Consider the following 25,943-nt stretch of genomic DNA (forward strand, 5'->3'; position numbering starts at 1 on the left):
TGACTTTACGGATACAATCGTATACAAACGAATATAAGCAATAAATCAAAACGTAATTTTCCCTATTGGGTTTTGATTGTTAGATTCCTAATCACGGCTTCCAACTTTTTACTATTACCATGACTTATCAACCCTAAATAGGACTGCACTGTAGCTGATTTACCGTTACATGATTGTAATTTTCGAAACATTCTCCTTTTAGCACTTGTCCGCAGAACACGGTGGTCAGGAAAATTGATCCACCCAAGATAATCGTTACCGGAAGCAATCGTACGTATAGAGACTTTTTTTGGATGTAGCTGGAGTATTAATCTATTCTTCAGAAAATCAGTGATCTTTTGAATAATTTGGTATAGCCAAGTTCGGTCAGGTGACAAAATTACAAAATCATCAGCATAACGGATATAATATTTCGCTTTTATTTTATGTTTCATATACTGATCAAATTCATTCATATATATGTTCACCAGCAACTGCGAAGTAAGATTGCCAAGTGGTAGACCGACACCTTTTCCAGTTGAAGAAAAACTATGCACGATTTCTGAGATAAGAGCAACGATATCCTTATCTGGAATATACGTTTCAAGAATCTGAAGCAAGTTTCGCTGATCAATCGAGGCAAAGAATTTACGTATGTCGCATTTGAGCACCCAAGCAGTTCGAGTATGGTTATGAGTGACTTTATTGGAGAAAACCATAAATCTATTGACGGCTTTATGTGTCCCCTTTCTCAACCGGCAAGAGTATGAGTCAGATATGAATGTCTTATCAAAAAATGTGTAAAGTATTCGATAGATGGCATGATGTAATAGTCTGTCACGAACAGTGGCTTTGTGTATGTCTCTCGGCTTGGGATCATTGATTTTAAATGCTTCATATGGCGAATGCTTGTAATTCCTATTTGTAAGATCCAGATGCAATGAAATCACATTACTCATCAAGTCACGTTCAAATTCCTGAACATCTTTTCTTGATTGCTTACCTTTCTTAAATTCTTTCCAAGCCAAAAGAAGATTTTCGATAGAAATGATATCATCATAGGTATGATTAGATCTGATTCGTCGCAAACTATGAAAGCCCCCCCCAACCGGATTTTGCCGGTCTTGAATAATGTCAAAAATGCTTATTTGTTGTGGCATAGTTATTATCAAGATTTACCAAAATTTAATCGGAACTCCTTCGGGTACCGCATCGATTCATTGTTTGTTGAAACAATTGAAGCTATTGTCACCGCCAGTTTCTTGTCACAGCAAGAAAAGCATCCGTATATCCGACTTGCTATACGAAAACTTGATACACTCAAGATATTGCTCATGATCCTATGGGAAACTAAATCACTCAACGACAAGAAATACATCGCACTATCAGTAAAACTCGATGAAATCGGTCGCAACCTAGGTGGTTGGAGTGGACAACTTGCAAAATCTCTCGACAATACTCGAGATAAACAAAACTCCCCCATGAAGACGAGGGAGAAATGAAGAGAGTTGCGTGACGGAGAGCCGGATTGTTACCGTTCCAATTGTTGTCGAGCCAGTTCCAATTGAGAATCACCTTGTCGCCGTTCTCGTAGAGATACGGGACATTGAGGTTACCGTTGCGGTTCCGCACGTATATGCAAAATGCCTCCCATACCACCACCCTTTGAATACTCTCAAGGTTGAATCGAATTCGGCATCTCATTCAGCAGAATGACCTACTGAGCTAATGCCATAGCATTTTACACCAAGTATCTTCAATTTTTGAAGTGTCTACATAAACCCTCCGAGAGAAGCCTGATTCAGCAGAATCACCTACTGGGTTGACCGCTCTCGTTCTCAGCTTATGGATACTGGATTCGGCCGCTGGAAGCCTTGACCGCCAGCAGATTCGCCTACTACCAGATATAAGTTTACCATATGCAGAAAACCCACACGATTTCATCATGTGGGTTTTGAATGTCAGCGGCTCATTCCATGCCGAGTGGTTAGACCACCAAATTTTTAGGACAAAGGTCAAAGTGCAGAAAGTGCAAAGTGACCAAGGTCTAAGTGCTAACTTGCGTGACGGAGAGCCGAAGAGTCCCGTACCAATCGTTGCCGAGCCAGTCCCAATTGAGAATCACCTTGTCGCCGCACCCGTAGAGATACGGGACAGAGAGGCTACCGAGGCGGTCCCGCACGACTGATGCCCAGCCGAAGACTGCCTTATCTTTAAAGTATTTCCTGAAAAAGACAATACCTTTCTTCTGGATTTCTTCAAGGTCTCGAAGACCAAGACAAGTCTTCAACGTGTCGGTTTCCCTGAGATGAGTGTAGATTTTGTTTCCCCCGATACACCCATCCTTCTGACCATCATGTAACCATTGCTCCACCTTGGTGATGTCATATTCCGTAGGACCGACATTCTCCAATTTCGGATGCATCACTTCCTTCACCCAATCTGGATATGAAGGACGAATGGAGCGATCTACGCGGATAACAGGGTCAATCGCCAGTTCTGGTTCAAGGATGGGTTTGGGCTTGATGATTAATTCCGCTTCGCCACTAGCGAGCCGAATGACCGACTTAAGGTTATCACCAGTAGAAAGCCAATCCAAAACGGCTGTACTACCGCCGTTGCGTTGGAAAGCGAATTCCAATTTCTGACCCGCACCTTGACTCATTGTGAACGTGCTATTCATAATAGCTTGTCCTTTCTTTATTGTGAGCGAGCCTTATTAAGGCATGCTCTGGTTTATTATGCTGGGCTCTTCGCCACAGCACTCAAAGCCCTAAAGTAAGGCGCTAAATGCTGTGGCGAACGCAAATTAGAGTATCAAAGAACTTATGTTATGATAAGTATTATATCATAACTGTTTTATAAGTCAAGTCAATGAAATAATGACTCTATTTAGGTATATATTTGTGTCACCCTATTCTACTTTGTGCGGGATGGGAGAATCGAACTCCCGACCGATGATTGGAAATCAGCTGTTATACCATTTAACTAATCCCGCATATGTTGATTGAGAACAAAATCTATACTAGCAATAATATCCACCCGTAACAAGATGTAATGCTATATTTGTATTTTAAAAACTTATTTACTTACTGACTTATCTTCAGGAGAGACTGCTTCTTTGATCTCATCAACTTCTTTCTTGATCTCTTTTATAGTCGCTTGAATCTGATGTATCTCTGCTTCCTCTTCTTGAACCTCCCTTTCAGTCTTGTCCGTAGCTTTCTTTTCTTTTTTGAGACCACTCATCACAATACTTTGTCCAATAAAAGAAGAAACAAAAAGACCTGTTGCAAGAAGTATTATTGTAACGATGATCGCGTTCACTGGTTCATAGAATAACCAGCCCAACCATCCTCCCCTAGCCTGCAAAATGTCTGCTGTATGCCATACACCGCGCCAGAAAAGCACAATGGCCGTACCTCCGATGAGAGTATAAACTATCGGATACCTGCTCAAATGACCACGTACATTATCTTCAAATTTATCAAAGAAATTAACTATTTTTTTTATCATGTCGGAGCGCCGGGATTCGAACCCGGAGTCGCCTCTTCCCAAAAGAGGAATGTTAGCCGTTACACCACGCTCCGATAACTAAACTATCCTAACATATTATAAAATAATATTCTCTATCATTCTTAATTTCGCCATACGATTGGCCATATTCAAATAGACGCATATAACGTGAAAACGAAATTCTATTTCAAGTCCTATATGGTTTTCATCCAAATAGGTTTCTACCATACGCCTAATATGCCTAATTTTCAAGCCATGAACATTATCTTCTGGACGACGAGTATCATTACCAAGATCGTGAAAAGATTGAACGGTAACACTTTTGACTTCAAAAAAATGTAGAATATTGTCTTTTTGAGCAATAATGTCTATTTCTCCCCAAACCTTTCTATAATTACGATCAACGATAATAAACCCTTTATTTACAAGGAATTTACAGGAAATGTCTTCGCCCTTATTCCCTGTCAACTTGTTATTAGACTTCCTATTTTGACGTATATTAGCCATAAAACCTGTCTTTTATACACCAAATCCACAGGGTTATCCCCAGTTGTCCATTACTTTTACGATTTTTAGCCGTATTCTTTAGGACTTAGTCTCATATAAGTCCTATGCAAAATTAGATGCGCAATAAAAACGCCTAAAAATATAAGTTAATTAGAGACAACAATATTTAATAACCTCTTCCCTGTGCGGGTAGGGAGAATCGAACTCCCAACTTATCGTTGGCAACGATACGTTTTACCACTAAACTATACCCGCTTTGATTACAAACAAGAGTATAACTGTATTAAGTCTTTTTTACAAATTATATCTATACTGTGCTTGCACTACGAAGCAATTGGCTATTAGCCAATTGCGAAGTAGTGCGCTCGGTAGGACTCGAACCTACAACCCCTTGGTCCGAAGCCAAGTGCTCTATCCATTGAGCCACGAGCGCGTATCTCCATAATACTGTATTAATAGCTTTTGCCAAGCTCTCATAAGTCTGAAGACATAGACATCTGTTATATAAAGACACATACAACCCTTATAATCAGGGTTTTTCTTTATAATACGCTTGGTTGGCTTATAAATTGTTCTGTGAAACAAGCTTGGATTTACACCCAATTTACCAGCCCAAAACATTTCTATATTTTCATATCCAGGAACTCTATGTATAAAAAGACGACATTTTATCCTATCGCTATCAACCTTTAGATATTTCTGAATCCAGTTATACATAAAAACAACCATGTCTGGATCAGAATTCACAAATTGAAAATTATTGTGTCTTTTGGCACCTTCAGCCCAATATAAAGTAATCCCAATCAAAAACCGATGATCGGTCTGCATTTCCTTAAAAATCTTTTTTGCATCTTCAAAAGCCACTATTTCCCTATTGAGTCTTGACTGCCGATTGGTCGCGGCCGACTTCAACATACCCTTTCCTCTCCTATCAACTAACCTTTTAGCAATACCCTCTTTTTCTTCTCTAGAAAATTCCAAATCTTTGAACCAATATGACAATAATCCCCTTGATACGGGTACTATTTGTGTTATTTCAGAGTAAGTCATACCCTGTTTTCGTAGCTCTATTGCTTTATTTTTTTCTATTAATCTTGCTGTCATGTTACATAACTATAATACACTGTTCAATTTTTGAATACAAGCATGGATTTATCAACCGCAAACAACCTGATTGGAGAAAACCCCAAACTATTGTAGAATCAATGTCATGAAAAACAAGGATGAAACAATCCCAAAGGAAGTTGCAGATACCCTTAGAACCCTAGAAAATGCCAAATTTGAGGCGTATCTAGTAGGGGGCTGTGTTCGTGACATCTTCTTAGGAAGAAAGCCTAGGGACTGGGATATAACCACCAATGCCAAACCAGACCAGATTCAAGCTTTGTTTCCAAAAACCGTCTATGAAAATACCTTCGGTACAGTTGCTGTCATAAATGAACAAACTGAAGACTTAACTCTAAAGAATATAGAGATAACGCCTTACCGAACCGAAACTGGTTATAGCGACCGCAGACACCCAAACGAGGTAACTTTCAGTACAAAGATAGAGGACGATCTCAAAAGACGTGACTTTACCGTAAACGCCATAGCTATAAACTTGTCCAATGGAGCCATAAAAGACACTATTGATCTTTATGGTGGACTAAAAGACATTCAGGATAAGACTATAAGGACAGTCGGGGAAGCCAAGGACCGCTTCAATGAAGACGCTTTGCGTATGATTAGAGCCGTTCGTTTGGCTGTGGAATTAGGTTTCACGTGTAACTCCGAAACTTTCAAGGCTATACAGAGCCATAATTCACTAATAAAAGAAGTATCCTTGGAAAGGGTTAGGGATGAGTTTACCAAGATAATGATGTCAGAAAGTCCAAAGAAAGGTATTGAATTACTTCACGAATCAGGATTGCTTCAATACATTATCCCTGAATTAGAACAGGGAATTGGTGTAAAACAACCGCAAGCACACCTTTACGATGTTTGGGAACACTTGCTTAGGACCGTTCAACATTCAGCAGACAAGGGTTACGACTTGGATATGCGCCTATCGGCTTTATTCCACGATATAGGTAAACCAAAGACCAAAGACTTTTCACGTGAGACAAATCAGCCTACTTTCTATGGTCATGACGTAGTTGGTTCACGTGAAACACGTAGAATACTAGAGAAATTGAAGTTTTCACGTGCAACAATAGAAAAAGTGACTAAATTGGTACGTTGGCACATGTTTTTTGCTGATCCTGAGCAAATAAGCCTTTCTGCAGTAAGAAGGATGGTTGTTAACGTCGGACCAGATAATATCTGGAACCTTATGAATCTACGTATGTGCGACCGTATTGGTACAGGAAGACCAAAAGAAGACCCTTACAGGCTTAGAAAGTATAAATCAATGATAGAAGAAGCTGTAAGAGCTCCTGTTTCTGTGAAAATGCTCAAAATTGATGGAAAGAGGATAATGGAGATTGCCAACATTCCACCAAGTCCAAAAGTTGGTATGGTTTTGAATGCTCTCATGGAAGAGGTTTTGGATGATCCAAAATTAAATACAAAAGATTATCTTGAAGAAAAAACTCAAAAACTTATTGCATTATCCGAAGAAGAATTGAATAATCTTGCAACAAAAGGGAAAGAAAAGAAAGCAGAAGCCGAAGAAAAAGAAATAGAAGAGATTAGAAACAAGCACAGTGTTAGATAAAGGACATAATTATAGAGTTATCCACAGTTTGTCCTTTACACTCTATTGTAAAGGACATAGAATAGTACCAGACCAGTTTGTTGTCCGAGACGATCGCAGAATAATGTACACGAAAAAAATAGAGGTTAGAAAAAATTTCGCTGATATTATTCTGTGATCGTAACAAGCAATGTTCTTTTATAAAGGGAAAGGTAGGCTTCTACTCCTAGTTTGAAGTCTCTCTCAAAAACTTTTAAATCCATCCTTCCGTTGCTAAGGAAGAATGACGATGTATGACTCTCAAATATATTTATGCCTCCCTACGGGAGAGCAATTTCAAAAAGAGACTGCACATCGCCACCTTTAAGGAACTGTCTGGATGAATTAGGTTCGACTTTTGAACCTAAGGGTCATGTGACCCACTTGTTCTTTCTTATTTTGAGAGGAACTTAAAAACCGCACACTTGCGCTCATTCTGATCGCATATCTGTGCGGTTTTATTTTGTTCGTTTTTTATGCTAATCACCTAATCACCAACTCAATAGGGCAGTGATCTGAACCTATGACACTATCTCGTATTTTGGTCTTTTCTATCTTCTTCAAAATCCCAGAAGTAACAAAGAAATAATCTATACGCCAACCAACATTCCTTTCTCTTGCAAAGGTTTTCATATCCCAATATGTATATTTACCAATCTCATTTGGATAAAAATGACGAAAAACATCCGTATAGCCGGCGTTTACAACTTCATCCAACCACGCACGTTCAACCGGAAGAAAACCTGTATTATCAACATTTTCTTTTGGTCTAGCTAGATCAATCTCTGTATGAGCAGTATTAATATCACCACAAAAGACTACTTCATAACCATTTTTCTTCAATCCATTTATATATTTCAAAAACTCATCATAATATTTCAACTTGAATTCAAGTCTCTCTGGACCACCACCTCCGTTGGGGAAATAGACATTGAGTAAAACAAATTTACCCAACTTATTACCAAAAGCATTTTCTTCATAAAATAAAGCTAGAAAACGTCCTTCTTGATCAAATTCTGGGATTCCCATTCCATATTCAACTTTCGTAGGTTTAACTTTGGAATATACGGCTACACCGCTATAGCCTTTGCGTCCTTTTGAATGATCAAAGTATGAAAAATAACCAACAGGATTCCTTACACCAGCTTCTAGCTGTTCTGCTTCAGCTTTTACTTCTTGAATACAGTAAATATCAGGAGATTCGCTCAAAAACCAATCAAAACCACCTTTTTTGACGTTGGCACGATAACCATTTACGTTCCAAGAAATGATACGCATAGGACAATGATAACATTATCTATATAATTTTTACTTCCTCTTATTATGAAACTGTTTATGAACTCTTTTTAATTCCGAATCCGTAACGTGAGTATAGATTTGGGTTGTACTTATATTGGAATGCCCCAAAAGCATTTGAACTGAACGTAGATCGGCACCATTGGAAAGTAAATCTGTGGCAAAGACATGTCGAATGACGTGGGGCGTAACTTTCTTTGATATACCAGCTTTTATGGCGCATTGCTTCACAATACGCTCAACAGAACGTGTATCAAGTCGCAAATCACCACCTCTAGCATTTTCACGACCTAGACGAACAAAGAGGGCATCGTCTATATCTGCACGCTTATCCAAATACTTTTTGATGGCACTTTTTGCTTCAGAAGAAAGGAAAACTACACGGATTTTCTCTCCTTTACCTCTTATGGAAAACTCATCAGCACTAAGATCTATATCTCTTGAAATGGAACAGAGCTCAGAGACACGAAGACCGGTAGAGAATAGGAGCTCTAATATGGCTTTATCACGTAATGATTTCAAATCATCACCATTGGACGAATCTAGAAGTCTTTTCAATTCTTCAGAAGTTATGAGGTCTAGTGGACGTTCTCCAACCTTTGCTAACTCTATATGTTCAGGAGATAAAGACTTCACACCACGCTTTGCCAAGAATTTCAGGAAAGAACGTAGGGCAATGAGATAATAGTTCTGAGTTTTCTTCTTCAGAGTCTCTTTTTCAGCCTTTCTATTGCTTGATTGACGATTGAGCCACAAATGAAACTCCCTAACTATCTTTTCTGTAATGTCTTCACCCTTCTTTATTTTGGAATATTCTATGAAACGAGAGATGTAATGATCATAATTCTCAACAGTTTTGAGAGAACGACCCTTTTCTATCTCAACATATTCCAAAAACTGCTGTTTGAGCTCATTGATATTTTGCGACATAGGTACATTGTAGTCTTAAAGCCGTCCTTGCGCCAATATTCCATTCATGCTATGATAATCGCCATGTTAACACCGAGACAAAAGACCAAGATAATCAAAGAAACCGGCATCCACGAAAAGGATAGCGGTTCTCCGGAAGTACAAGTCGCTCTTTTAACAAAAAGAATCGACGAACTAACAGGTCATCTACGCAAACATCGCAAGGACAATCACTCAAGACGTGGTCTCCTAGGCATGGTTGCAGATCGTCAGACTCACCTCAATTACCTCAAGAAGAACTATCCAAGACGTTATTCAGCTATCATAAAGAAGTTGGAACTCAAGAAATAGTCTTTTCTCTTTCTCTCATATTTAACTACTTATACCCTCATTAGGGTATAATTGTATTAGTAAGACTTTTTAATAAGAAATAATTTATAAAACATTTTCATGTCAATAATCAAACACAAAGAACAGCGCGTTGGTATTTTCATAGACGCACAAAATCTATATCATAGTGGTAAAAATCTATATCACTCCAAAGTCAATTTTGGTCAAATAGTCAAAGACGCAATGGACGGACGCAAACTCGTTCGAGCCGTAGCTTACGTTATCGCTACAGAATCAGGTGAAGAAAACGCCTTTTTCGAGGCACTTACAAAGATGGGTATAGAAACCAAGGTCAAAGATCTCCAAGTCTTTAGTTCTGGAGCCAAGAAGGCCGACTGGGACGTTGGGCTTGCTATAGATGCAGTCAAACTATCACCAAAACTAGACTCAGTTATCCTTGTAACTGGTGACGGTGACTTCGTACCGCTCGTTGAATACTTGCAAATGAACCAAGGTTGCCAAGTTGAAGTCGCTTCATTCGGTAAATCTACTTCTGCTAAGCTTATAGAAGCAGCAGATAACTTCATGGACCTAGATCAAGCTCCGAATAAGTATTTGCTAAGATCAGGAGGGAAGGGGAAATAATAAGATAAAAAATAAAACCTTACTTGTTGAACACAAGCCGACCGTGTTACATTTGATGTGTCCGAAGTACCTTTATTAATTATTACTGATCCCTAGATACACAGGTTTTCACGCAAGCAAAAATGCCTTGCAATCTGTAATCTAGGGGTGAGTCCTCTCGATGTTTCAAACATCCGCCAATTGGTGGAGCAGACACCGGGAACAAAACTTATGAATAAAAAAGAATATTCTCTAGAGATCGGAGGAAAAACTCTCACAGCAGAGTTCAATGATCTTACTGACCAGACCAACGGGGCAGTTATGTTGCGTTACGGTAACACCGTAGTCTTGGCAACCGCTGTAATGGGTAAAAATGCAAAAGATAGTGACTTCTTTCCATTGACAGTTGATTACGAGGAACGTTTTTACGCTACAGGCAAAATTCTAGGATCTAGATTTGTACGCAGAGAGGGAAGACCTTCTACAGAAGCTATCCTTTCCGGAAGAATCGTAGACCGCACTATCCGACCATTGTTTGACCAAAGAATGCGTCATGAAATCCAAGTTGTACTCACAACTCTTTCAATAGACAAGGAAGATCCTGATGTAATATCAGTTATCGCCGCTTCTTTGGCTCTAAGCACCTCCAATATTCCATGGAATGGCCCTGCTTCTGCTGTAAGAATTAATAAGAAAAGCGATTTCATAATCAATCCAAATACCGAAGACCGTGAAAACCCTGAGGTTACTTTGGACATGATCGCTTGTGGTAAAGATGGAATGATCAATATGATAGAAGTTGGAAGTAAAGAAGTTAGTGAAGATACATTAAATAAAGGACTTACTCTAGCTTCAGCAGAAATTGAGAAGATTCAGGCTTGGCAGAAAAAGATAGCGTCTGAAATTGGAAAAAAGAAAACTGTAGTTGAATTGGCAGTTCCAACCGAAGGAACTCAGGAACTTTTTGATACTGAAATTGCTCCACTTTTGAAAAAATTCGTCTTCAGTGGCGAACCTGGAAAAGAAAAGATAGAGGAAATCACAAAGAAGTGGTTAACTCTATTTGCAGAAAAATTCCCAGAAGGAAATGAGCCTATGGCATATGAAATATTTGAAGAAGCAGTCAACGACTTGCTACATTCCGAAGCAATTGATAACGACAAGCGTCCAGACGGTAGAACAATGGATGAAATCCGCCCATTATTGGCCAAAGCCGGTGGTATTTCCCCAATACTTCATGGAACAGGAACATTTTACCGAGGTGGTACACACGTCCTCTCTATTTTGACACTAGGTTCACCTGGTGACGCTCAAGTCATGGATAGCTTGGTTCCTCAGGAAAATAAAAGATTCATGCACCATTACAATTTCCCACCATTTTCAACTGGTGAAGTAGGACGCATGGGTGGAACAAATAGGAGAATGATCGGTCACGGCGCTCTCGCAGAAAAAGCTTTGTCTGCAGTTATACCAGATAAGGATAAGTTTCCTTATACTATCAGACTAGTGTCCGAAGCACTCGCTTCAAATGGTTCAACATCAATGGGTTCAGTTTGCGGATCTACAATAGCCCTCATGGATGGTGGTGTTCCTATCAAAGCTCCGGTTGCTGGTATCGCTTCAGGACTTATGATGCGTAGTCCAAAGGAATATAAGGTTTTGACTGATATCCAAGGACCAGAAGATCATCATGGTGATATGGATTTCAAAGTTGCTGGTACTAGAAATGGAGTTACAGCAGTACAAATGGATGTAAAGGTAGGTGGTATTCCTTTGAAAATACTTGCTGAAGCCTTTGAAAAAGCCAAGACCGCACGTTTCCAAATCCTTGATGTTATAGAAAAAGAAATTTCAACACCAAGAGCCAAGATTTCACCAAACGCTCCCGAGATCATTGTTATGAAGATTAGACCAGATCAAATCGGACTAGTGATCGGTTCTGGCGGTAAAACTATCAACGAAATTCGTGACACTACACTCGTAGAAGATATTACTATTGAAGATGACGGATCTATCTTTATCACAGGTAAAAATGAAACTGCTCAAAAAGCAAAAGATATCATATACGGCATGACTCGTGAATATCTAGCCGGTGAAAAATTTGAAGGTGAAGTCGTTCGCCTTATGGACTTCGGCGCTTTCGTAAAGATTGGTCCTAATGCAGAAGGTCTGGTTCACGTTTCAGAAATAGCACCATTCCGAGTAGAAAGAGTTGAAACTTATCTCAAAGAAGGGGACAAAGTTCCTGTAGCGGTGAAAGAAGTAGATGAAAAAGGAAGAATCAATCTATCAATCAAAACTGCAAATCCAACATTCTTCACAAAAAAAGAAGAAGTCCCTAAACCAAAGACGGAATTTAAGAAAAGGTACTAGTCAGATTTGTGAGGATTAGAGTTTCTCATAACTCTTGCTATAATAGAGAGATGGATGATGATCTAATCAAACCAGCTCCTGTTCAAAATGTTCCAAATACTAGTCCTGCCGTAGAAGAACGTGAGGATGAAGCTACGAACGTACAAATGTTTGATATAACAGCGGACCTAAACATCTCACCCGCCAAAGATGATGTTGAAAATCCTGCCCCCATATCACCACAGACAATTTCAGCGATCTCCACAGCTTCAATAAATACAGCCCGACCAATAAAAACAGAGATTCCAAAACCTATTCCAATAAATATCCCAATAAGCACACCAAAGGTAGATCTAAAAAAGACGACTCTGGAAGAAGCTGTTTCAAAGATAACAATCCCAGGTACAAATCCTCCAACACCTGTAAGACCTGAACTTACCCCAAAACCACAGGCAACAACTTCTCAATACGGACCAGCAAACCCTCCTGCAAAGACTATAGGGTCTACAACTTTTTCCTTCAAACCAGTTGATCAAACAAAAAACATTCCTGCAAGACCAACTTCTTTACAAGAGGCGGTTTCATCTATAAGTCAATCAAATGAAGGTAAGACCATACCCAGTAAACCTGTAGAAATAAAAAATGGTCCGAATGTAAAACCAATACGAACATACGAGACTGATTTTGCTGAAGCAATGTCCAAGAGAAATCTATCAAAGGCTTCTTTTGCCATAGCTGAAGACAAAAAAGAAGAGGCTATAAAAAATGAAGTTGTAAGAAATGAGACAATCAAAGAAGACGATATAATCTCCAATGAAAATATAGCGATTGCAGACCGTGTAAGGATGGTTGAACAAAAAGAACCATCCCATCTAATCAAAAACCTAATCCTAAGTATATTGAGTCTGATTTTGGTAGGAGGTGGAGCATATACTGCTTATTACTTTTATTCCAAGAGTCAATTATCTCTTGTAACTCCTCCTGTACCTGTAGCACAACCTCAATATTCCAGATCAATTATTAAATCTGACAGTCAAAGTATTATAAATATAGACAATCTGACTCAAGATCAGATAATATCTCGCATAAAAAAGGAAATAGACAAAACTCAAAAAGAAAATAGTATAAAAGAAATCCTCCTTACAAAAACACTAAACGATATAACCGAGAAAACTTCGGCCAAAAAGATACTTGAAATAGCAAGATTAACACCTCCAGATATCTTCAGTAGATCACTTGGCACAGACTGGATGCTTGGTGTATACGCCAGCACTAATGGACAAAAAAATACTTTTGTAATAACGACAAACAACTTCTTCCAAAACACTTTCGCTGGAATAATTCAGTGGGAAAAGACTATGCCCGAAGATTTGGGACAATATCTATATCCAACATTTCCCAATAACGCTTCGTCTTCCGAATTATCAAAGATAACATTACGTGGACAATACAAAGATCGTATTATAAAGAATAAAGATGTCCGTGAATATATAGCTGAAAATGGACACATTATCTTTCTATATTCGTTCATAGACAACAATAAACTAGTCATAACGGATAGTGAAGAGACTTTACAAGAAATAATCTCAAGGCTTGAAAAAACAACACTTATAAGATAATATGAGGTTATGAACAAAAGAGACTTGGAGCATTTCAAAACTAAATTATTAGAGGAAAAAAAGGATCTTGAAACCGAGCTTGGTGAAGTTGCCCAAAAAAATCCATCTTTAGCACAAGGTTGGGAAGCCACTTCAGGCAATATGGACGTTGACCCAGCCGATGAAAACGAGGTTGCAGACAAGTTTGAAGAATATGAAGGCAACAAAGGTGTCATGGAAAAGCTAGAAAAACAGTTAAATGAAGTAAATTCTGCTTTAGAGAGGATTAACAATGGTAATTACGGTATATGTGAGGTTTGCAAAGAGCCCATAGAAAAAGAACGTCTAGAAGCAAACCCTTCTTCAAAAATTTCAATAAAACACAAGCACTAACAGAAAAATCCCGAGATATTGTCTCGGGATTTTTCTTAATCATTTCTTTAACCTTTCTTAATCAGGATTTTAACTCGTATCTGTATGATTATTAGATGAGCTTAGCAAAAACATACAGCGCACAACTAATAGGACTCATGTCAGAAGTTGTGACAATAGAAGTAGACATTTCAAACGGTCTTCATTCATTTTCCGTAGTTGGACTCGGCGATAGGTCCGTAGAAGAATCAAAAGATCGTATATCTGCAGCTATAAAAAATAGCAACTTCAAATCTCCAAAGCAGAAAAACCAGAAAGTAGTCATATCACTAGCTCCAGCAGATATACACAAAGAAGGGCCTTCTTTTGATCTCGGCATGGCGATAGCTTATCTATCTGCATCAAAAGAGATAGATTTTTCTCCAGAAAATAAACTATTTTTAGGAGAATTATCACTTGAAGGAAACTTGAGAAAAATCAGTGGTATATTACCGATTCTTTGCCAAGCAAAAGCCCAAGGTTTCACCGAAGCTTTCATTCCAAAAGACAATTCCGAAGAATCATCCTTGGCCCAAGGCATAACCACATATCCCGCCTCCACCTTAAATCAAATCATTGAACATCTTACTGGTATAAAAAATATAAAACCGAATGAAACCATTTATTCAAATCCAGAAACATCTTCATCTTTTGGAACAAATATGAACAATGTTCGCGGTAACGAAACAGCCAAACGTGGTTTAGAAATAGCTGCAGCCGGTGCACACAATATCATCATGTGCGGTCCTCCAGGGACTGGCAAAACCATGCTTGCTCAATGTTTCACTTCAATATTACCGGATCTTTCGTACGAACAAGCAATAGAAGTCACTGGCATACACTCTACCGCTAGGACACTAGAACGAGGTTTGATATTCCGTCCACCATTTAGGTCGCCCCATCATACAGCCTCATACCCATCTATTGTTGGTGGGGGAGGATTTCCAAAACCCGGCGAAATAACCTTAGCCCACAGAGGTGTATTATTTTTAGATGAATTTCCAGAATTTGACCGCAGTGTCATAGAAGCTTTACGTCAACCATTGGAAGATAGGATGATAACCATTTCTAGAGCCAGAGGAGTAGTCACTTTCCCAGCACAATGTATCCTCATTGCATCTATGAATCCTTGTCCTTGTGGAAAAGGTAGGCGCAATGGTTGTACCTGTACCCTAAAAGCCCTTGAAGCTTACAATAGAAAAATGTCCGGACCTATCATAGACCGACTAGATATATGGCTAAACGTTAGTAAAGTAGATTACAAACAACTTGGTGCCAAAGATTCGTCAGGAGAAAGTTCAGAAACTATAAAAGACCGAGTTATTGGAGCAAGAAAAATTCAAGAACAAAGATTTGCGTCCCACGGAATTCAAAAAGTCTTCAATGCCGAGATGAATGCTTTGGATATAGAAAAAATTGTTATTCTAGACGATGACGCTCGTATATTACTTACTTCATCAGCAGAAAAATTGGAACTTTCTGGTAGGGCTTTTCATAGGGTTATAAAGGTGGCACAGACCATTGCTGATTTAGAAAAGAGCAGTTCAGTTAAAAAGCATCATATTTTGGAGGCACTGCAGTATAGGCAGAAAGTGGGGTGATTCCTGACAAGACAGAATTGTCTTTTACAAACCCTGCGTATCCCGAGGAACTCCTCGCTCCTGCATTTCTCCTTACAATTTTTTTCGTGGCGCTTAATTATCTCTGGAAATGCTAGTTGCTCGTCGCTCGGGAGAAATACTCGGGTTTGAAAAAGACAATTCTGTCTTGTCAGGAATCACTAACAATGATTAGAAATTTTTAATTACATCTTCCGTCAACAAAAGGGTTCTTGGCACCACGGATTTCAAAGTGTAGATGAGGTCCAGTAGAAAAACCTGTATTACCACTATAACCAATGATTTGACCCTTTGAGACTTGCTCACCAGGACCAATAGGACTTCTAAGCATGTGGGAATACAAAGTCTGAGTTCCATTAGAATGAGAAATGACTATATAGTTTCCATAACCACCGTTCCAAGCACCATTTGATTTACTGATTATGACCGTACCAGCAGCAGAAGCACGCAAAGGTGTCCCTATAGGCGTAGCCATATCTACAGCATTACGTCCATGCAACTCCTGACTCAATCTTCCACCAATAAGTGGGCAACTATAATATCCAGGATATGAAGGTAAGTTACTGACATTTCCTATGACTGGCTCATAAATAAGTTTTTGATTGATTGTTTTTGAAACAGTTGCAGACAATCCCATTTCAGCATCAGGAATAATTAAATTTTGACCAATAACAAGCTTGGATGACGCATCTAGATCATTGTAACTATATATTTCACCAGCATCTGCATGATATTTATTTGCAATACCCAAGACAGTATCGTTCCTTTGAACCGTATACTTGATACCAGTAACAGGGAGGATTATGAGTATTTGACCAACTTTAAGAACAGATTTGCTTGTTAGATTATTTGCCCAAAGTATTGTATTGACCGAAACATTAAACATTTTTGCTATTCCAGAATATGTATCGCCAGATCTAACATTATAAATACTTATTTTTGTAGAAGTATCCGTTGAAACACCATTTGTACTGGCTATATCCGCAACCAGAGTCTCTCCACCGACAACTGGTACCGTATCAAAAGATTTGTCTGGATTTGGATCAAAATTAACAGCAACAATAGGTAATGGCATGTTCTGTGAATTTACCGATACGTTTTTGGAGATTTTTGCAGAAGCTTCTTCACTTCCAAACATTGAACCTATAAAAGAAACGAGACCTGCATGGGCGGTCTCTGAGAAAGTAATGGTTATAATAAATATAGAAACACAAATAGCAATCCAGTTTGCTAGACGCTTAAAAGTAAGGTTATATTTAGTTTGTTTGTGAGTATTTAATTTCATAACATATAGTTCGCGCTGGCAATAGTCCGTAAAGGTCTTTCTTTCGTTCGGTGTTGGTAACTTATATATTTATATGGCTCTACTTAGCCATAATTATTAAATCAAATTTCAAGTGACCTATCTAGACTAGCAAGAAGGAATTTATTGTCAATGATAGCTATACACAGTCATTTTAATTGATTAGGTGTCAAATAATGTGGTCGGAATCAGGTCAGAAAATAACAAAACATTCTTTTTGAAAACCTGCGAGACTCGCTCCGTTTACTTTCTAAGTAAAATGCTCAGGAATTACGGAGGACTAATCGTCCTCTCGTAATTCCAAGGACATTCGCATTTTACTAAGAAACTAAAACTGCGCTCAGACAAGTTCTCGGTTTTCAAAAAGAATGTTTTGTTATTTTCTGACCCGACTCCTCTCTAAAAGAGTGGTTTTCGCAGGTTTTCAAAAAGAATGTTCTGCCAGTTTTCAATCATCTCTGTGTTAAACTAACCTCCATGTCATCATTAAACGAAGCACAACAGAGAGCGGTGGATACAACCGATGGTCCTGTCCTTATTATCGCTGGAGCAGGTACAGGTAAAACCAAGGCTATAACCCACAGGATTTTAAACTTAATCAAAAAAGGTACTGCTCCACATTCTATACTTGCAATAACTTTCACCAATAAAGCGGCGACGGAAATGCGAGAAAGGGTGGGTATGCTTTTGAAAGAAGATTCCGGTCTAAACATCCCCGTTTCTATGAATGAACGCCCTTTTATTAGTACTTTTCACGCTCTTGGAGTACACATCATTCGAGAAAATGCTTCATTACTGGGTTTGACTAGGCATTTCACAATATTTGATCGTAGCGATTCAAAGAGAGCTATCAAAGAATCCATGGAGCAAGTCTCCATTGATCCAAAGAAATTTGACCCGGGAACAATATTGAACCTCATCTCCAGAGCCAAAGGAGAGGGGATAGGATATTTGGAATACTTGGATCATTCAAAAGATTTCATGGAAGAAACTGTCGCTAGTATCTGGGAGAAATATGACGCTATTTTGGCCAAAGAAAAAGCTTTGGATTTTGATGACCTCCTCTTGAAGACTTCTTACTTGTTAGGAAAATACGAGGCTGTACGCAAACACTATAGTTCTATCTGGAAATACATCCACGTTGACGAATATCAGGATACAAACCGTGTTCAATACAAAATAGTTAGACATCTAGCTGAAGAACATCATAATCTTTGTGTCGTTGGTGATGCTGACCAAAATATTTACAGTTGGCGCGGTGCAACTATTGAAAATATTCTTAATTTTGAAAAAGATTATCCAGAATCTACAGTTATTACACTAGAAAAAAATTATCGTTCAACAAAAACTATTCTTTTGGCAGCAAATAACGTCATTGAAAAAAATCGTTTACGTAAAAAGAAAACTCTATACACAGACAATGATTCTGGTGAGAAAATTTCTCTTTCAGTTTCATATACAGAAAATGATGAGGCTAGAAATATTGCCGACACAACAAGGTCACTCATAGAAGCCGGCACTCAGGCTCGTGATATTGCTGTACTTTATAGAACAAATTTCCAATCACGAGTATTGGAAGAATCATTTATAAAGAAAAATCTTCCTTACCAACTTATCGGCGTGCGATTTTTTGAGAGAAAAGAAATAAAAGATGTTCTTTCTTACATCAAAGCTTCTTTGAATAGAAGCAGTTGGAGCGATATAGGTAGGATCATCAACGTTCCTGTACGAGGCATAGGTAAAGCCACCGTAGCCAAAATCATGTCTGAAAGAGAAGATCTTTTGCCACCAGCCATGAAAATTAAAATTGCTAATTTTTGGAAACTCCTAGAAGATATCAAGCGCGAAATTATAGAAAAGAAACCTTCTGAATCAGTGAAATTTGTAATACAAGAAACTGGTATAGAACGTTCACTTCGTGAAGGTGATGCCGAAGATGAAGAAAGACTTTTGAACATTAGAGAATTGGTAACAGTAGCTTCTAGCTACGACCATTTACCTCCAGAGGAAGGAATAGAAGCGTTTCTAGCTAACGTTGCTCTAGCTACAGATCAGGATGAACTACAAAAAGATAACGATGCAGTAAAACTCATGACGGTTCATGCTTCAAAAGGTTTGGAATTCAAATATGTTTTCATTGCAGGAATGGAACAAGAACTATTTCCTTTCAAACACCTAAAGGAAGAAAATATTGACGAAGCCGAAGAGGAAGAAGAGAGGAGACTCTTTTATGTAGCTCTGACTAGAGCAAAAATGAAAGTGTATTTGAGTTATGCTATTATCCGAAGCATATATGGAGCTCAAAAAGTGAATACTCCATCAGAATTCATAGATGATATAGAAAAAAGTTTGATAGAAGAACAAACGGCAGAAAAACCAAGTGGTGCAAAAGCTTTATTTATTGATTTCTAATTATGTTTTTATTTGCAAAAAAATCATTAGGGCAACATTTTCTCAATTCCAAACATGTTTTGGAACAGATTATTGAATCTGCCAACATAAAAAAGGGGGAATTGGTATTAGAAATAGGTCCAGGCACAGGTATTTTGACGGAAGCACTTTTGAATACAGGAGCAAAAGTCATAACGGTTGAAAAAGATGATAGAGCAATAGAATTGCTAAGATCCAAATTCCAAACATCAATAACCAAACAACAACTAACATTAATTCATGGTGACGTGCTAGAAGATTCCTCAAACTGCATACCAAATGAGCCATATCTGATAGTTGCCAACATTCCTTACTACATCACTGGTGCAATCTTAGAAAAATTCCTAGAAAATGATCGTAAACCAAATAGAATGATTCTCTTGGTACAAAAAGAAGTTGCCGACAGGATTACAACCAAAGATGATAAAGAAAGTATATTATCTATATCAGTCAAAGCCTTTGGTACACCAAAAATAGTCGCAAAAGTGCCTCGTGGAGCCTTCACACCACCACCAAATGTTGATTCAGCAATTCTCGCAATAGAAAATATTTCCGATAAACTATTCAAAGAAAATAACGTCCAAATATCTAGCTTTTTTGCAGTTGTGAAGGCTGGATTTGCCCATAAACGCAAATATACTATAAGCAATTTGGGAGAAATCATGGACAAAAATAAGCTTGCAGAGATTTGGAACACCTTAAAGATTGACCCGAAAATTAGATCCGAGAAAATGACACTAGAAAATTGGATCAATATCTCCAAACACCTCAACAGGCCTAACTAGTTTGGTGATGAGCCAACGGTTGGAGTTATATGGCCTTCTGAAGGTAAACTTCCGCAAGTCTCTCCAGTATTTACCAAACATTGACCAGTAAGTTTTGTATAATCTCCCAAAAGCCAACTTGTTTTAGGAATATTATAAGAAAGATGAGCTTGCGAACCTACCGTATATGTTAAAAGAGTTACCATTGTAGGAGGCAAAGGTCCAATAGTGAGAAGCCAACTAGCACTACAATCACAATAAAATGAATAAATGAGTGGTCCGCCAAATGGTGTACCGACACCAGCAAAGGCTTCTTTAGGAACAAAAGAATCTTTTAGAAGCTCAAAAACCTCGTTAAAGGCGGTTTTTATAGGAAATTGCCCGTCTATTTCGTTATTTTTAGAGATATTTTTGTCATTTTCTACCAATTTCATAAATTCTTTCTTTAGATCTGTTGATGTAGCAACATCTTTTAAAATTTTATCTTTAAGAAAAGCAATTCTTTCATTGGATAAGCCTTGTTTTTTTGAAACCTTCTCAAAAGAATCAATAAAGGTACTGAGATTGTTAAGATTTGGATTTGCTGGAACTTTCGGAACTGTTACGGTAGTAGAAATAGGTACAATTGTGGGATTTGTAGGAATATTTATATTTGTAGCTGTAGAATTGGTAGGTATAACTGTAGTAGAAACTGTTGCCGAGCCCTGAAATAGCAAAGAAAGTACCTTGAGAGTACTTGGACCAACGATACCTGTGCCAAAAGACAGGCCATTTGGTGTCAAAATCTCATTTTTATACTTTTCTTGAAGGCGAATGACTGCATTACGTGTTAAAGCACCGAAATATGTTGATTCTTGACCGGAAGACCCGATACCAACACTAGATATTCTCGTAGTAGAGTCTTGATTGAGTATTTTTTGTAAAACTTTCACATCTTCTCCAGACATTCCAACTTTTAACGTTCTTGAAATAGGGAATTGCACGGCTTGTGCAAGATTTCCTGAAGACAATAAAAATATTGACGTGACTATTATAAAAAATGTGTAATTCTTTTTAATCATTAAGAATAATTATACCACTTAACTTAAAAAAGTATCATTTTTATAACACCTGATTGTTGTCCGACAAATTACCTTCATAAAATCAACACTATCCCCACATTTTCATGATAAAAACCTGTCTTTTAAGCTATAATTGTGATTAGTATGGCTAAATACTACCCACATAAACAGACGGTGCTTATTGCCATTATATGTACATTAATCGTAATCTGTACATTGGTATATATTCGCCCTCAAATTTTGATTAAAAATAATAGTCTTTCAAATGTAGAGATAAAAGCCGTCAATGAAGAGCAAAAAAATACAATATCCGATGTATCCAACACCGATTGGAGAAAAGCTTTTCTGACAACATCCAGCACAACTTCTGTATCTACAAAAACTTCAAACGGTTCCACAAAAAATACTACTGAAGAAAAATTAACTCTGACCGATCAACTCAGCAGGGATTTTTTCACCCGTTACGTAGAATTGAAGAAAAACAATCTATCAGAAGATAATGAATCCGTACAAAAGATTGTTGACCAAACTTTGAACACCACTATAAATTCTGCTTCGCAACCAAAAATATACAACCTCTCTCATCTGACAATAATAGAAGACACTAGTTCCAATACTACCCATAGTTACGGAAATAATATAGGAACGGTCTTTTCAAAAGACGGTCCTCGAGCAGATCCTGTCATGATAGTAAGTGACGCTTTAGAAAAAGGGGATATGAATTTACTAAAAAACATAAAACCTATAATAACTTCTTACGATAAGATGATAAGAGCTGTCATAGCTACTCCAGTACCACGACCACTCGCAAATTACCATCTCAATCTCGTTAACTCTTTGAGCTCCATGCTTTTTGTTACACAAGGCCTAGAAAAAGTTTCTACCGATCCAGTACAGAGTATGCTGGCTATCAAACTTTATACCCCTACACAAGAGGCTATAAGGTTAGCACTCCTCAGTATGAATAGTTATTTCAATACAAATCGTGTCTATTTTACTAACAATGAACCAGGAATATTATTCGTAACTGTTCCACAATAACAATTGTATGTTTACAAAAAACAAAATAAAAAAGTTCGTTTCAGGAGTTTGTGTAATAGCAATTGTCTTCGTGTCATCCGTATATCCTTTGATACAAACTGCACAAGCACAAGCACCAGCACCATCGCTAGGTGTTCCTATATCAACTGGTCAAGATTTTCAGAGTGTCATGAACTATCAAAAGAATTTCACTCTAGACAAGATCGCTACAATGATAGCAAAGCAAATACTTCACCAGATGACAGCTAGTGTAGTGAACTGGATAAACTCTGGTTTCAAAGGTAGTCCTGCATTTCTCACCAATCCAGAAGCTTTCTTTCTTGACGTTGGAGACCAGATAACTGGAGCATTCCTAGCCGGTAATGGACCTCTTTCATCTCTTTGTTCTCCATTTGTCATAGACCTTTCATTATCTCTAGCCCTAGGTCAGACCTCTATGGCGGACCAGAGATATACTTGTACATTGGGCAGGATTATTGAGGCACAGAAAAATGGACCCGAGATCATCGTCAACGGAAGGTCAGTTCGTTCATCTTCTGGTTCAATGAACGGCTTCTTGGGTGGAGATTTCAATCAAGGTGGTTGGCCAGCATTCATAGCACTCACAACAGAACAACAAAACAATCCTTACGGAGCAACCTTAGCTGCACAAAGTGATTTACGTTCAAGGATAAGTGCAAGACAAAATGTTATCAAAGCCGATATACAACTGGGAAGTGGTTTCATGTCATGGCAAAGTTGCAAAGATATCCCAGGGGCTTCAAATGTTGATCCCGAAGATCAGGTATCTGAAGTTGGCAACAATCAGGTTCAAAACGGAGACGGAACTACTACATATCAACAATGTGAAACTCAAACACCGGGTTCAGTCATCTCTGGAACTTTGCAAAAAAACTTGAACGTACCTGTAACCGAACTAGAATTGGCTGACAATATAAATGCAGTTATAAATGCTTTGGTAACACAAATGATAAGTACAATGCTCTCTTCTGGACTCAATTCTCTCAGTGGCAATTCTGGTGGAGGACAATCTTATACTCAACAAGTTATAAACGATTCAAATTCAAGTAGGGAAGCACAAGAGATACTTCGCAATTTACAACCTCAAGTCGCATCATCTCTAGATCAGGTGGAGAGTTACGTATCTCTATACAAACAATCTGTTAACTTACTAACCGACAGCAAGAGTCGTTACACAACAGCTAGAACATGTTTCATCAACAAAAATACAACCAACGCTATGGCAAGAGTTGCAACTATAGATGCAAAGATAAACAACACCATCAATCCTCCGCTAGATGCTTTGACTCTAAAATACAATAGCAGTTTGGCAGACAAGAAAAAGCTTACTGATATAAATTACTTCTTAACTACCGATAATTCATTAAACAATATCAGCAGACAGTCACAAAATTATACAGATTTCGTCACAGCAGGGGGTACAAACTACCAACCAAAATTTGATGACGCTTTAGCAAGTCTTTCAGAGACACAGAGACAGGTTCAGTCATTAAATACCGAATCGGCTTCGTTGCTTAGAGAATGTCAGGGTTATTAGAAAGATTACTGAGTAAGGCGTCCGAATTAGAAAGAATTGCCAATCATGAGACCAAAAAGCTACCTTCCAAATATTTTCGTCGCCATCATAGTCGCAGGACTGGCTTTCGTGATACAAACCAACGCAACTTACGCTCAAGCACCAATTGTCGCTGCTGCTTCAGCTGCCAAAGAAATGTTTTTTGGATCCTCAAATCTCTTGGGACTCGTAAACGATATCTTATCCTACATCGTCAACACAGCTTTGATGTTAACTGGTTTTCTGGTCTCTATGGCGGCATACATATTGGACGTCTCCATAAAATTAACCTTGCATATCAAAGACTTCGTGGACGCTACTCCTGCAATATATACCGTCTGGCAAACTCTGCGAGATATCACTGGACTCTTCTTCATATTCTATCTTCTTTACGCTGCAATACAGATGATTACTGGATACGGAAAAGGTCCTAGTTATGCCGAAACAATAAAAAATATAGTTGTTGCAGGTATTCTCATAAACTTTAGTTTCTTCCTTACCAGTATCGCTATTGACGCTTCCAACATCATCTCGCAAGCCATATACAATTCCATGATACCAAATCATGCAGAAGTACATATAAGTCCAACATCGTCACTATCTGATTTGGTGGGGCAGTCCGGATCTTCTGACATTTCTAATGTATTTATGAATAGTCTGAAAATACAGACGATATATGATGTACAAGGCAACAAACTAGGTGCTTCTGGTAGTGACCCATTCAAAATCATAATGATTGGAATAACTGGAATTATTATGATGCTCACAACAGCGGCTAGTTTCATCTTGGCTGCCATAGCTTTCATTTCTAGGTTAATAATACTGCTTTTCCTCCTAGCTTTTTCACCATTATGGTTTGCAGGAAAGATGTTGCCTGATCTAGAAAAATACATGGGTAAATTCTACGATGCCCTATATTCACAACTCGTTTTCATGCCCGTCTATCTACTTCTCATGTATGTAGCTCTCAGAATTCTAAATGAAAGTAATATCATGGGGGCAATGATGTCTGCCAATTCTAACTTACCAACTGGTACCAACTGGGCTTTTCCTTTCATCATTTTGGCTGTGAATTTCGTCTTAGTTATATTCATGCTCAACTTGCCGTTATTTGTAGGTCTATCTATGGGCAGTATGGCAACTACTCTTATAAGTGGTGGTATGAAAAAATTTGATGCTGGGAATATTTGGAAGGGGGTTGGAAGCCAAGCTGGAAGTCGTACTCTTGGTAGAGCCGCTTACGCATTAAACGAAAGTTCTGCAATAAAGGGATTAGCTAGTAGATCTCCATTATTAGGAGGATTGGCATCAAAAGGTCTTTCTGGTGTAAGTTCCGCTGGATTTGGAGCAAAGAAGGGAGGAAGTTATGAAGATAGATTAAAGGCAAAAAAGACAAATTACGAAAAATTACATAAGCATATTGGAAATGTTGACCGAGATAACTACTCATCAGAAGCAGAATACATAGAAGCAAAACGAAAGGCAGAAGAGATGAAGAAGGAATATAGAGAAAATATTCCTTGGGGAAACAATAGTGTCATAGGATTTATGCTTGATAATAGGGCAAATAAACAAGTTTCTAGAAGTCTAACTGAGGAAGCGATGCTTAAAGAAAATAAAGCTAAAATAGTCGAAAACGATACACGTATAAAAGAAATTGAAAAACTCGTTAATACAGAACCCGGTTCATTAAGATTACTAACTAGTGAGGAAATCGCGGAAAAGAAACGTTTGGAAAGAGAGAATGTTGAACTTCAAGGTGCTGTTGATCGTGCTTCTGGTTCAAAGAAAAAGAAAGATACTTCTGCAGCATTAAAACAATTAGCCGATCAAGCTAAAGAAGAAGCTGGTGGGGAAGAGAAACCAAAGGAAGATAAAGGTGGTGAAGACAAACCTAAAGAAGATAAAAAATAA

At 38.2% G+C, this 25,943-nt stretch carries 22 protein-coding genes and 4 tRNA genes; 13 read left to right on the forward strand and 13 right to left on the reverse strand.

The genetic code is table 11. The annotated features are described in order from the left end of the window. Nucleotides 1-62 precede the first annotated feature (62 nt). Nucleotides 63-1,067 carry a reverse transcriptase domain-containing protein gene (locus tag WCS89_02780; protein ID MFA6554413.1) on the reverse strand — a complete coding sequence of 335 codons (1,005 nt, stop codon included), beginning with the start codon at nt 1,065-1,067 and terminating at the stop codon, nt 63-65. 3 nt (nt 1,068-1,070) lie between these two features. Between WCS89_02780 and WCS89_02785 the strand changes: the two genes are divergently transcribed. After that, entirely contained in the window at nt 1,071-1,481 is a 411-nt protein-coding gene (locus WCS89_02785; GenBank protein ID MFA6554414.1) for a four helix bundle protein, read from the forward strand. 545 nt (nt 1,482-2,026) lie between these two features. Here WCS89_02785 and WCS89_02790 read toward each other — a convergent pair. From WCS89_02790 to WCS89_02825, 8 genes are all read right to left on the reverse strand, one after another. Further along, nucleotides 2,027-2,662 carry a hypothetical protein gene (locus WCS89_02790; GenBank protein ID MFA6554415.1) on the reverse strand — a complete coding sequence of 212 codons (636 nt, stop codon included), beginning with the start codon at nt 2,660-2,662 and terminating at the stop codon, nt 2,027-2,029. A gap of 244 nt (nt 2,663-2,906) precedes the next feature. After that, nucleotides 2,907-2,977: transfer RNA gene (locus WCS89_02795), tRNA-Gly, on the reverse strand. 83 nt (nt 2,978-3,060) lie between these two features. Continuing rightward, a complete protein-coding gene (locus WCS89_02800) occupies nt 3,061-3,495 on the reverse strand; it encodes a hypothetical protein (protein MFA6554416.1) in 435 nt (144 codons plus the stop codon). Between the two features lies 1 nt (nt 3,496). Beyond that, nucleotides 3,497-3,569 (reverse strand) — tRNA-Pro (locus WCS89_02805). Between the two features lie 22 nt (nt 3,570-3,591). Continuing rightward, on the reverse strand, nt 3,592-4,002 hold the full coding sequence (locus WCS89_02810) for a YraN family protein (GenBank protein MFA6554417.1): 411 nt from the start codon (nt 4,000-4,002) through the stop codon (nt 3,592-3,594). A gap of 184 nt (nt 4,003-4,186) precedes the next feature. After that, nucleotides 4,187-4,257, reverse strand: a tRNA-Gly gene (locus tag WCS89_02815). A gap of 105 nt (nt 4,258-4,362) precedes the next feature. Further along, nucleotides 4,363-4,435, reverse strand: a tRNA-Arg gene (locus WCS89_02820). Next, nucleotides 4,414-5,106, reverse strand: coding sequence for a hypothetical protein (locus WCS89_02825; protein MFA6554418.1), 693 nt, complete (start codon nt 5,104-5,106; stop codon nt 4,414-4,416). The genes WCS89_02820 and WCS89_02825 overlap by 22 nt, the downstream gene beginning before the upstream one ends. A gap of 106 nt (nt 5,107-5,212) precedes the next feature. On the opposite strand from WCS89_02825, the gene WCS89_02830 reads away from it, so the two are divergent. After that, nucleotides 5,213-6,697, forward strand: coding sequence for an HD domain-containing protein (locus WCS89_02830; GenBank protein ID MFA6554419.1), 1,485 nt, complete (start codon nt 5,213-5,215; stop codon nt 6,695-6,697). Between the two features lie 501 nt (nt 6,698-7,198). On the opposite strand, the gene WCS89_02835 is transcribed toward WCS89_02830, so the two are convergent. Both WCS89_02835 and xerA read right to left on the reverse strand, forming a co-directional pair. Next, the gene (locus WCS89_02835; protein ID MFA6554420.1) at nt 7,199-7,993 is read right to left on the reverse strand and encodes an exodeoxyribonuclease III; all 795 of its coding nucleotides are present in this window, start codon (nt 7,991-7,993) and stop codon (nt 7,199-7,201) included. A gap of 30 nt (nt 7,994-8,023) precedes the next feature. Next, nucleotides 8,024-8,941: a site-specific tyrosine recombinase/integron integrase gene (xerA, locus tag WCS89_02840; GenBank protein ID MFA6554421.1), complete on the reverse strand. Its 918-nt coding sequence runs from the start codon at nt 8,939-8,941 to the stop codon at nt 8,024-8,026. Between the two features lie 63 nt (nt 8,942-9,004). Between xerA and rpsO the strand changes: the two genes are divergently transcribed. From rpsO to WCS89_02870, 6 genes are all read left to right on the forward strand, one after another. Continuing rightward, entirely contained in the window at nt 9,005-9,271 is a 267-nt protein-coding gene (gene rpsO, locus WCS89_02845; protein MFA6554422.1) for a 30S ribosomal protein S15, read from the forward strand. Nucleotides 9,272-9,370: 99 nt separating this feature from the next. After that, nucleotides 9,371-9,895, forward strand: a complete 525-nt coding sequence (locus tag WCS89_02850) for an NYN domain-containing protein (protein MFA6554423.1) — start codon at nt 9,371-9,373, stop codon at nt 9,893-9,895. Between the two features lie 210 nt (nt 9,896-10,105). Then, entirely contained in the window at nt 10,106-12,247 is a 2,142-nt protein-coding gene (locus WCS89_02855; protein MFA6554424.1) for a polyribonucleotide nucleotidyltransferase, read from the forward strand. A 50-nt stretch (nt 12,248-12,297) separates the two neighbouring features. Beyond that, complete coding sequence (locus WCS89_02860) at nt 12,298-13,845, forward strand: hypothetical protein (protein MFA6554425.1); 1,548 nt, start codon at nt 12,298-12,300, stop codon at nt 13,843-13,845. Nucleotides 13,846-13,854: 9 nt separating this feature from the next. Beyond that, nucleotides 13,855-14,217, forward strand: coding sequence for a TraR/DksA C4-type zinc finger protein (locus tag WCS89_02865; protein MFA6554426.1), 363 nt, complete (start codon nt 13,855-13,857; stop codon nt 14,215-14,217). Between the two features lie 95 nt (nt 14,218-14,312). Continuing rightward, complete coding sequence (locus WCS89_02870) at nt 14,313-15,836, forward strand: YifB family Mg chelatase-like AAA ATPase (protein ID MFA6554427.1); 1,524 nt, start codon at nt 14,313-14,315, stop codon at nt 15,834-15,836. Nucleotides 15,837-16,035: 199 nt separating this feature from the next. Here WCS89_02870 and WCS89_02875 read toward each other — a convergent pair whose 3' ends face one another. Beyond that, a complete protein-coding gene (locus WCS89_02875) occupies nt 16,036-17,139 on the reverse strand; it encodes a peptidoglycan DD-metalloendopeptidase family protein (protein ID MFA6554428.1) in 1,104 nt (367 codons plus the stop codon). A gap of 495 nt (nt 17,140-17,634) precedes the next feature. Here WCS89_02875 and WCS89_02880 point away from each other — a divergent pair, with 495 nt between their 5' ends. Then, a complete protein-coding gene (locus tag WCS89_02880) occupies nt 17,635-19,569 on the forward strand; it encodes a UvrD-helicase domain-containing protein (GenBank protein MFA6554429.1) in 1,935 nt (644 codons plus the stop codon). A gap of 2 nt (nt 19,570-19,571) precedes the next feature. Next, a complete protein-coding gene (gene rsmA / locus WCS89_02885; protein MFA6554430.1) occupies nt 19,572-20,372 on the forward strand; it encodes a 16S rRNA (adenine(1518)-N(6)/adenine(1519)-N(6))-dimethyltransferase RsmA in 801 nt (266 codons plus the stop codon). On the opposite strand, the gene WCS89_02890 is transcribed toward rsmA, so the two are convergent. Continuing rightward, nucleotides 20,369-21,412: a peptidoglycan-binding domain-containing protein gene (locus tag WCS89_02890; protein MFA6554431.1), complete on the reverse strand. Its 1,044-nt coding sequence runs from the start codon at nt 21,410-21,412 to the stop codon at nt 20,369-20,371. The two genes, rsmA and WCS89_02890, sit on opposite strands and share 4 nt — an antisense overlap. Before the next feature lie 144 nt (nt 21,413-21,556). Here WCS89_02890 and WCS89_02895 point away from each other — a divergent pair, with 144 nt between their 5' ends. Genes WCS89_02895 through WCS89_02905 form a run of 3 tightly spaced genes read left to right on the forward strand, consistent with a single transcriptional unit; the run spans nt 21,557 to nt 25,943 of the window. Beyond that, nucleotides 21,557-22,453, forward strand: a complete 897-nt coding sequence (locus WCS89_02895; GenBank protein MFA6554432.1) for a hypothetical protein — start codon at nt 21,557-21,559, stop codon at nt 22,451-22,453. Between the two features lie 7 nt (nt 22,454-22,460). Further along, nucleotides 22,461-24,011 (forward strand): hypothetical protein, encoded by a 1,551-nt coding sequence (locus WCS89_02900; GenBank protein MFA6554433.1) that lies wholly within the window; start codon nt 22,461-22,463, stop codon nt 24,009-24,011. Between the two features lie 45 nt (nt 24,012-24,056). Then, the gene (locus WCS89_02905; protein MFA6554434.1) at nt 24,057-25,943 is read left to right on the forward strand and encodes a hypothetical protein; all 1,887 of its coding nucleotides are present in this window, start codon (nt 24,057-24,059) and stop codon (nt 25,941-25,943) included.

The organism is Candidatus Paceibacterota bacterium, assembly GCA_041666915.1.
Classification (GTDB): domain Bacteria; phylum Patescibacteriota; class Minisyncoccia; order Phycocordibacterales; family PALSA-1337; genus C7867-002.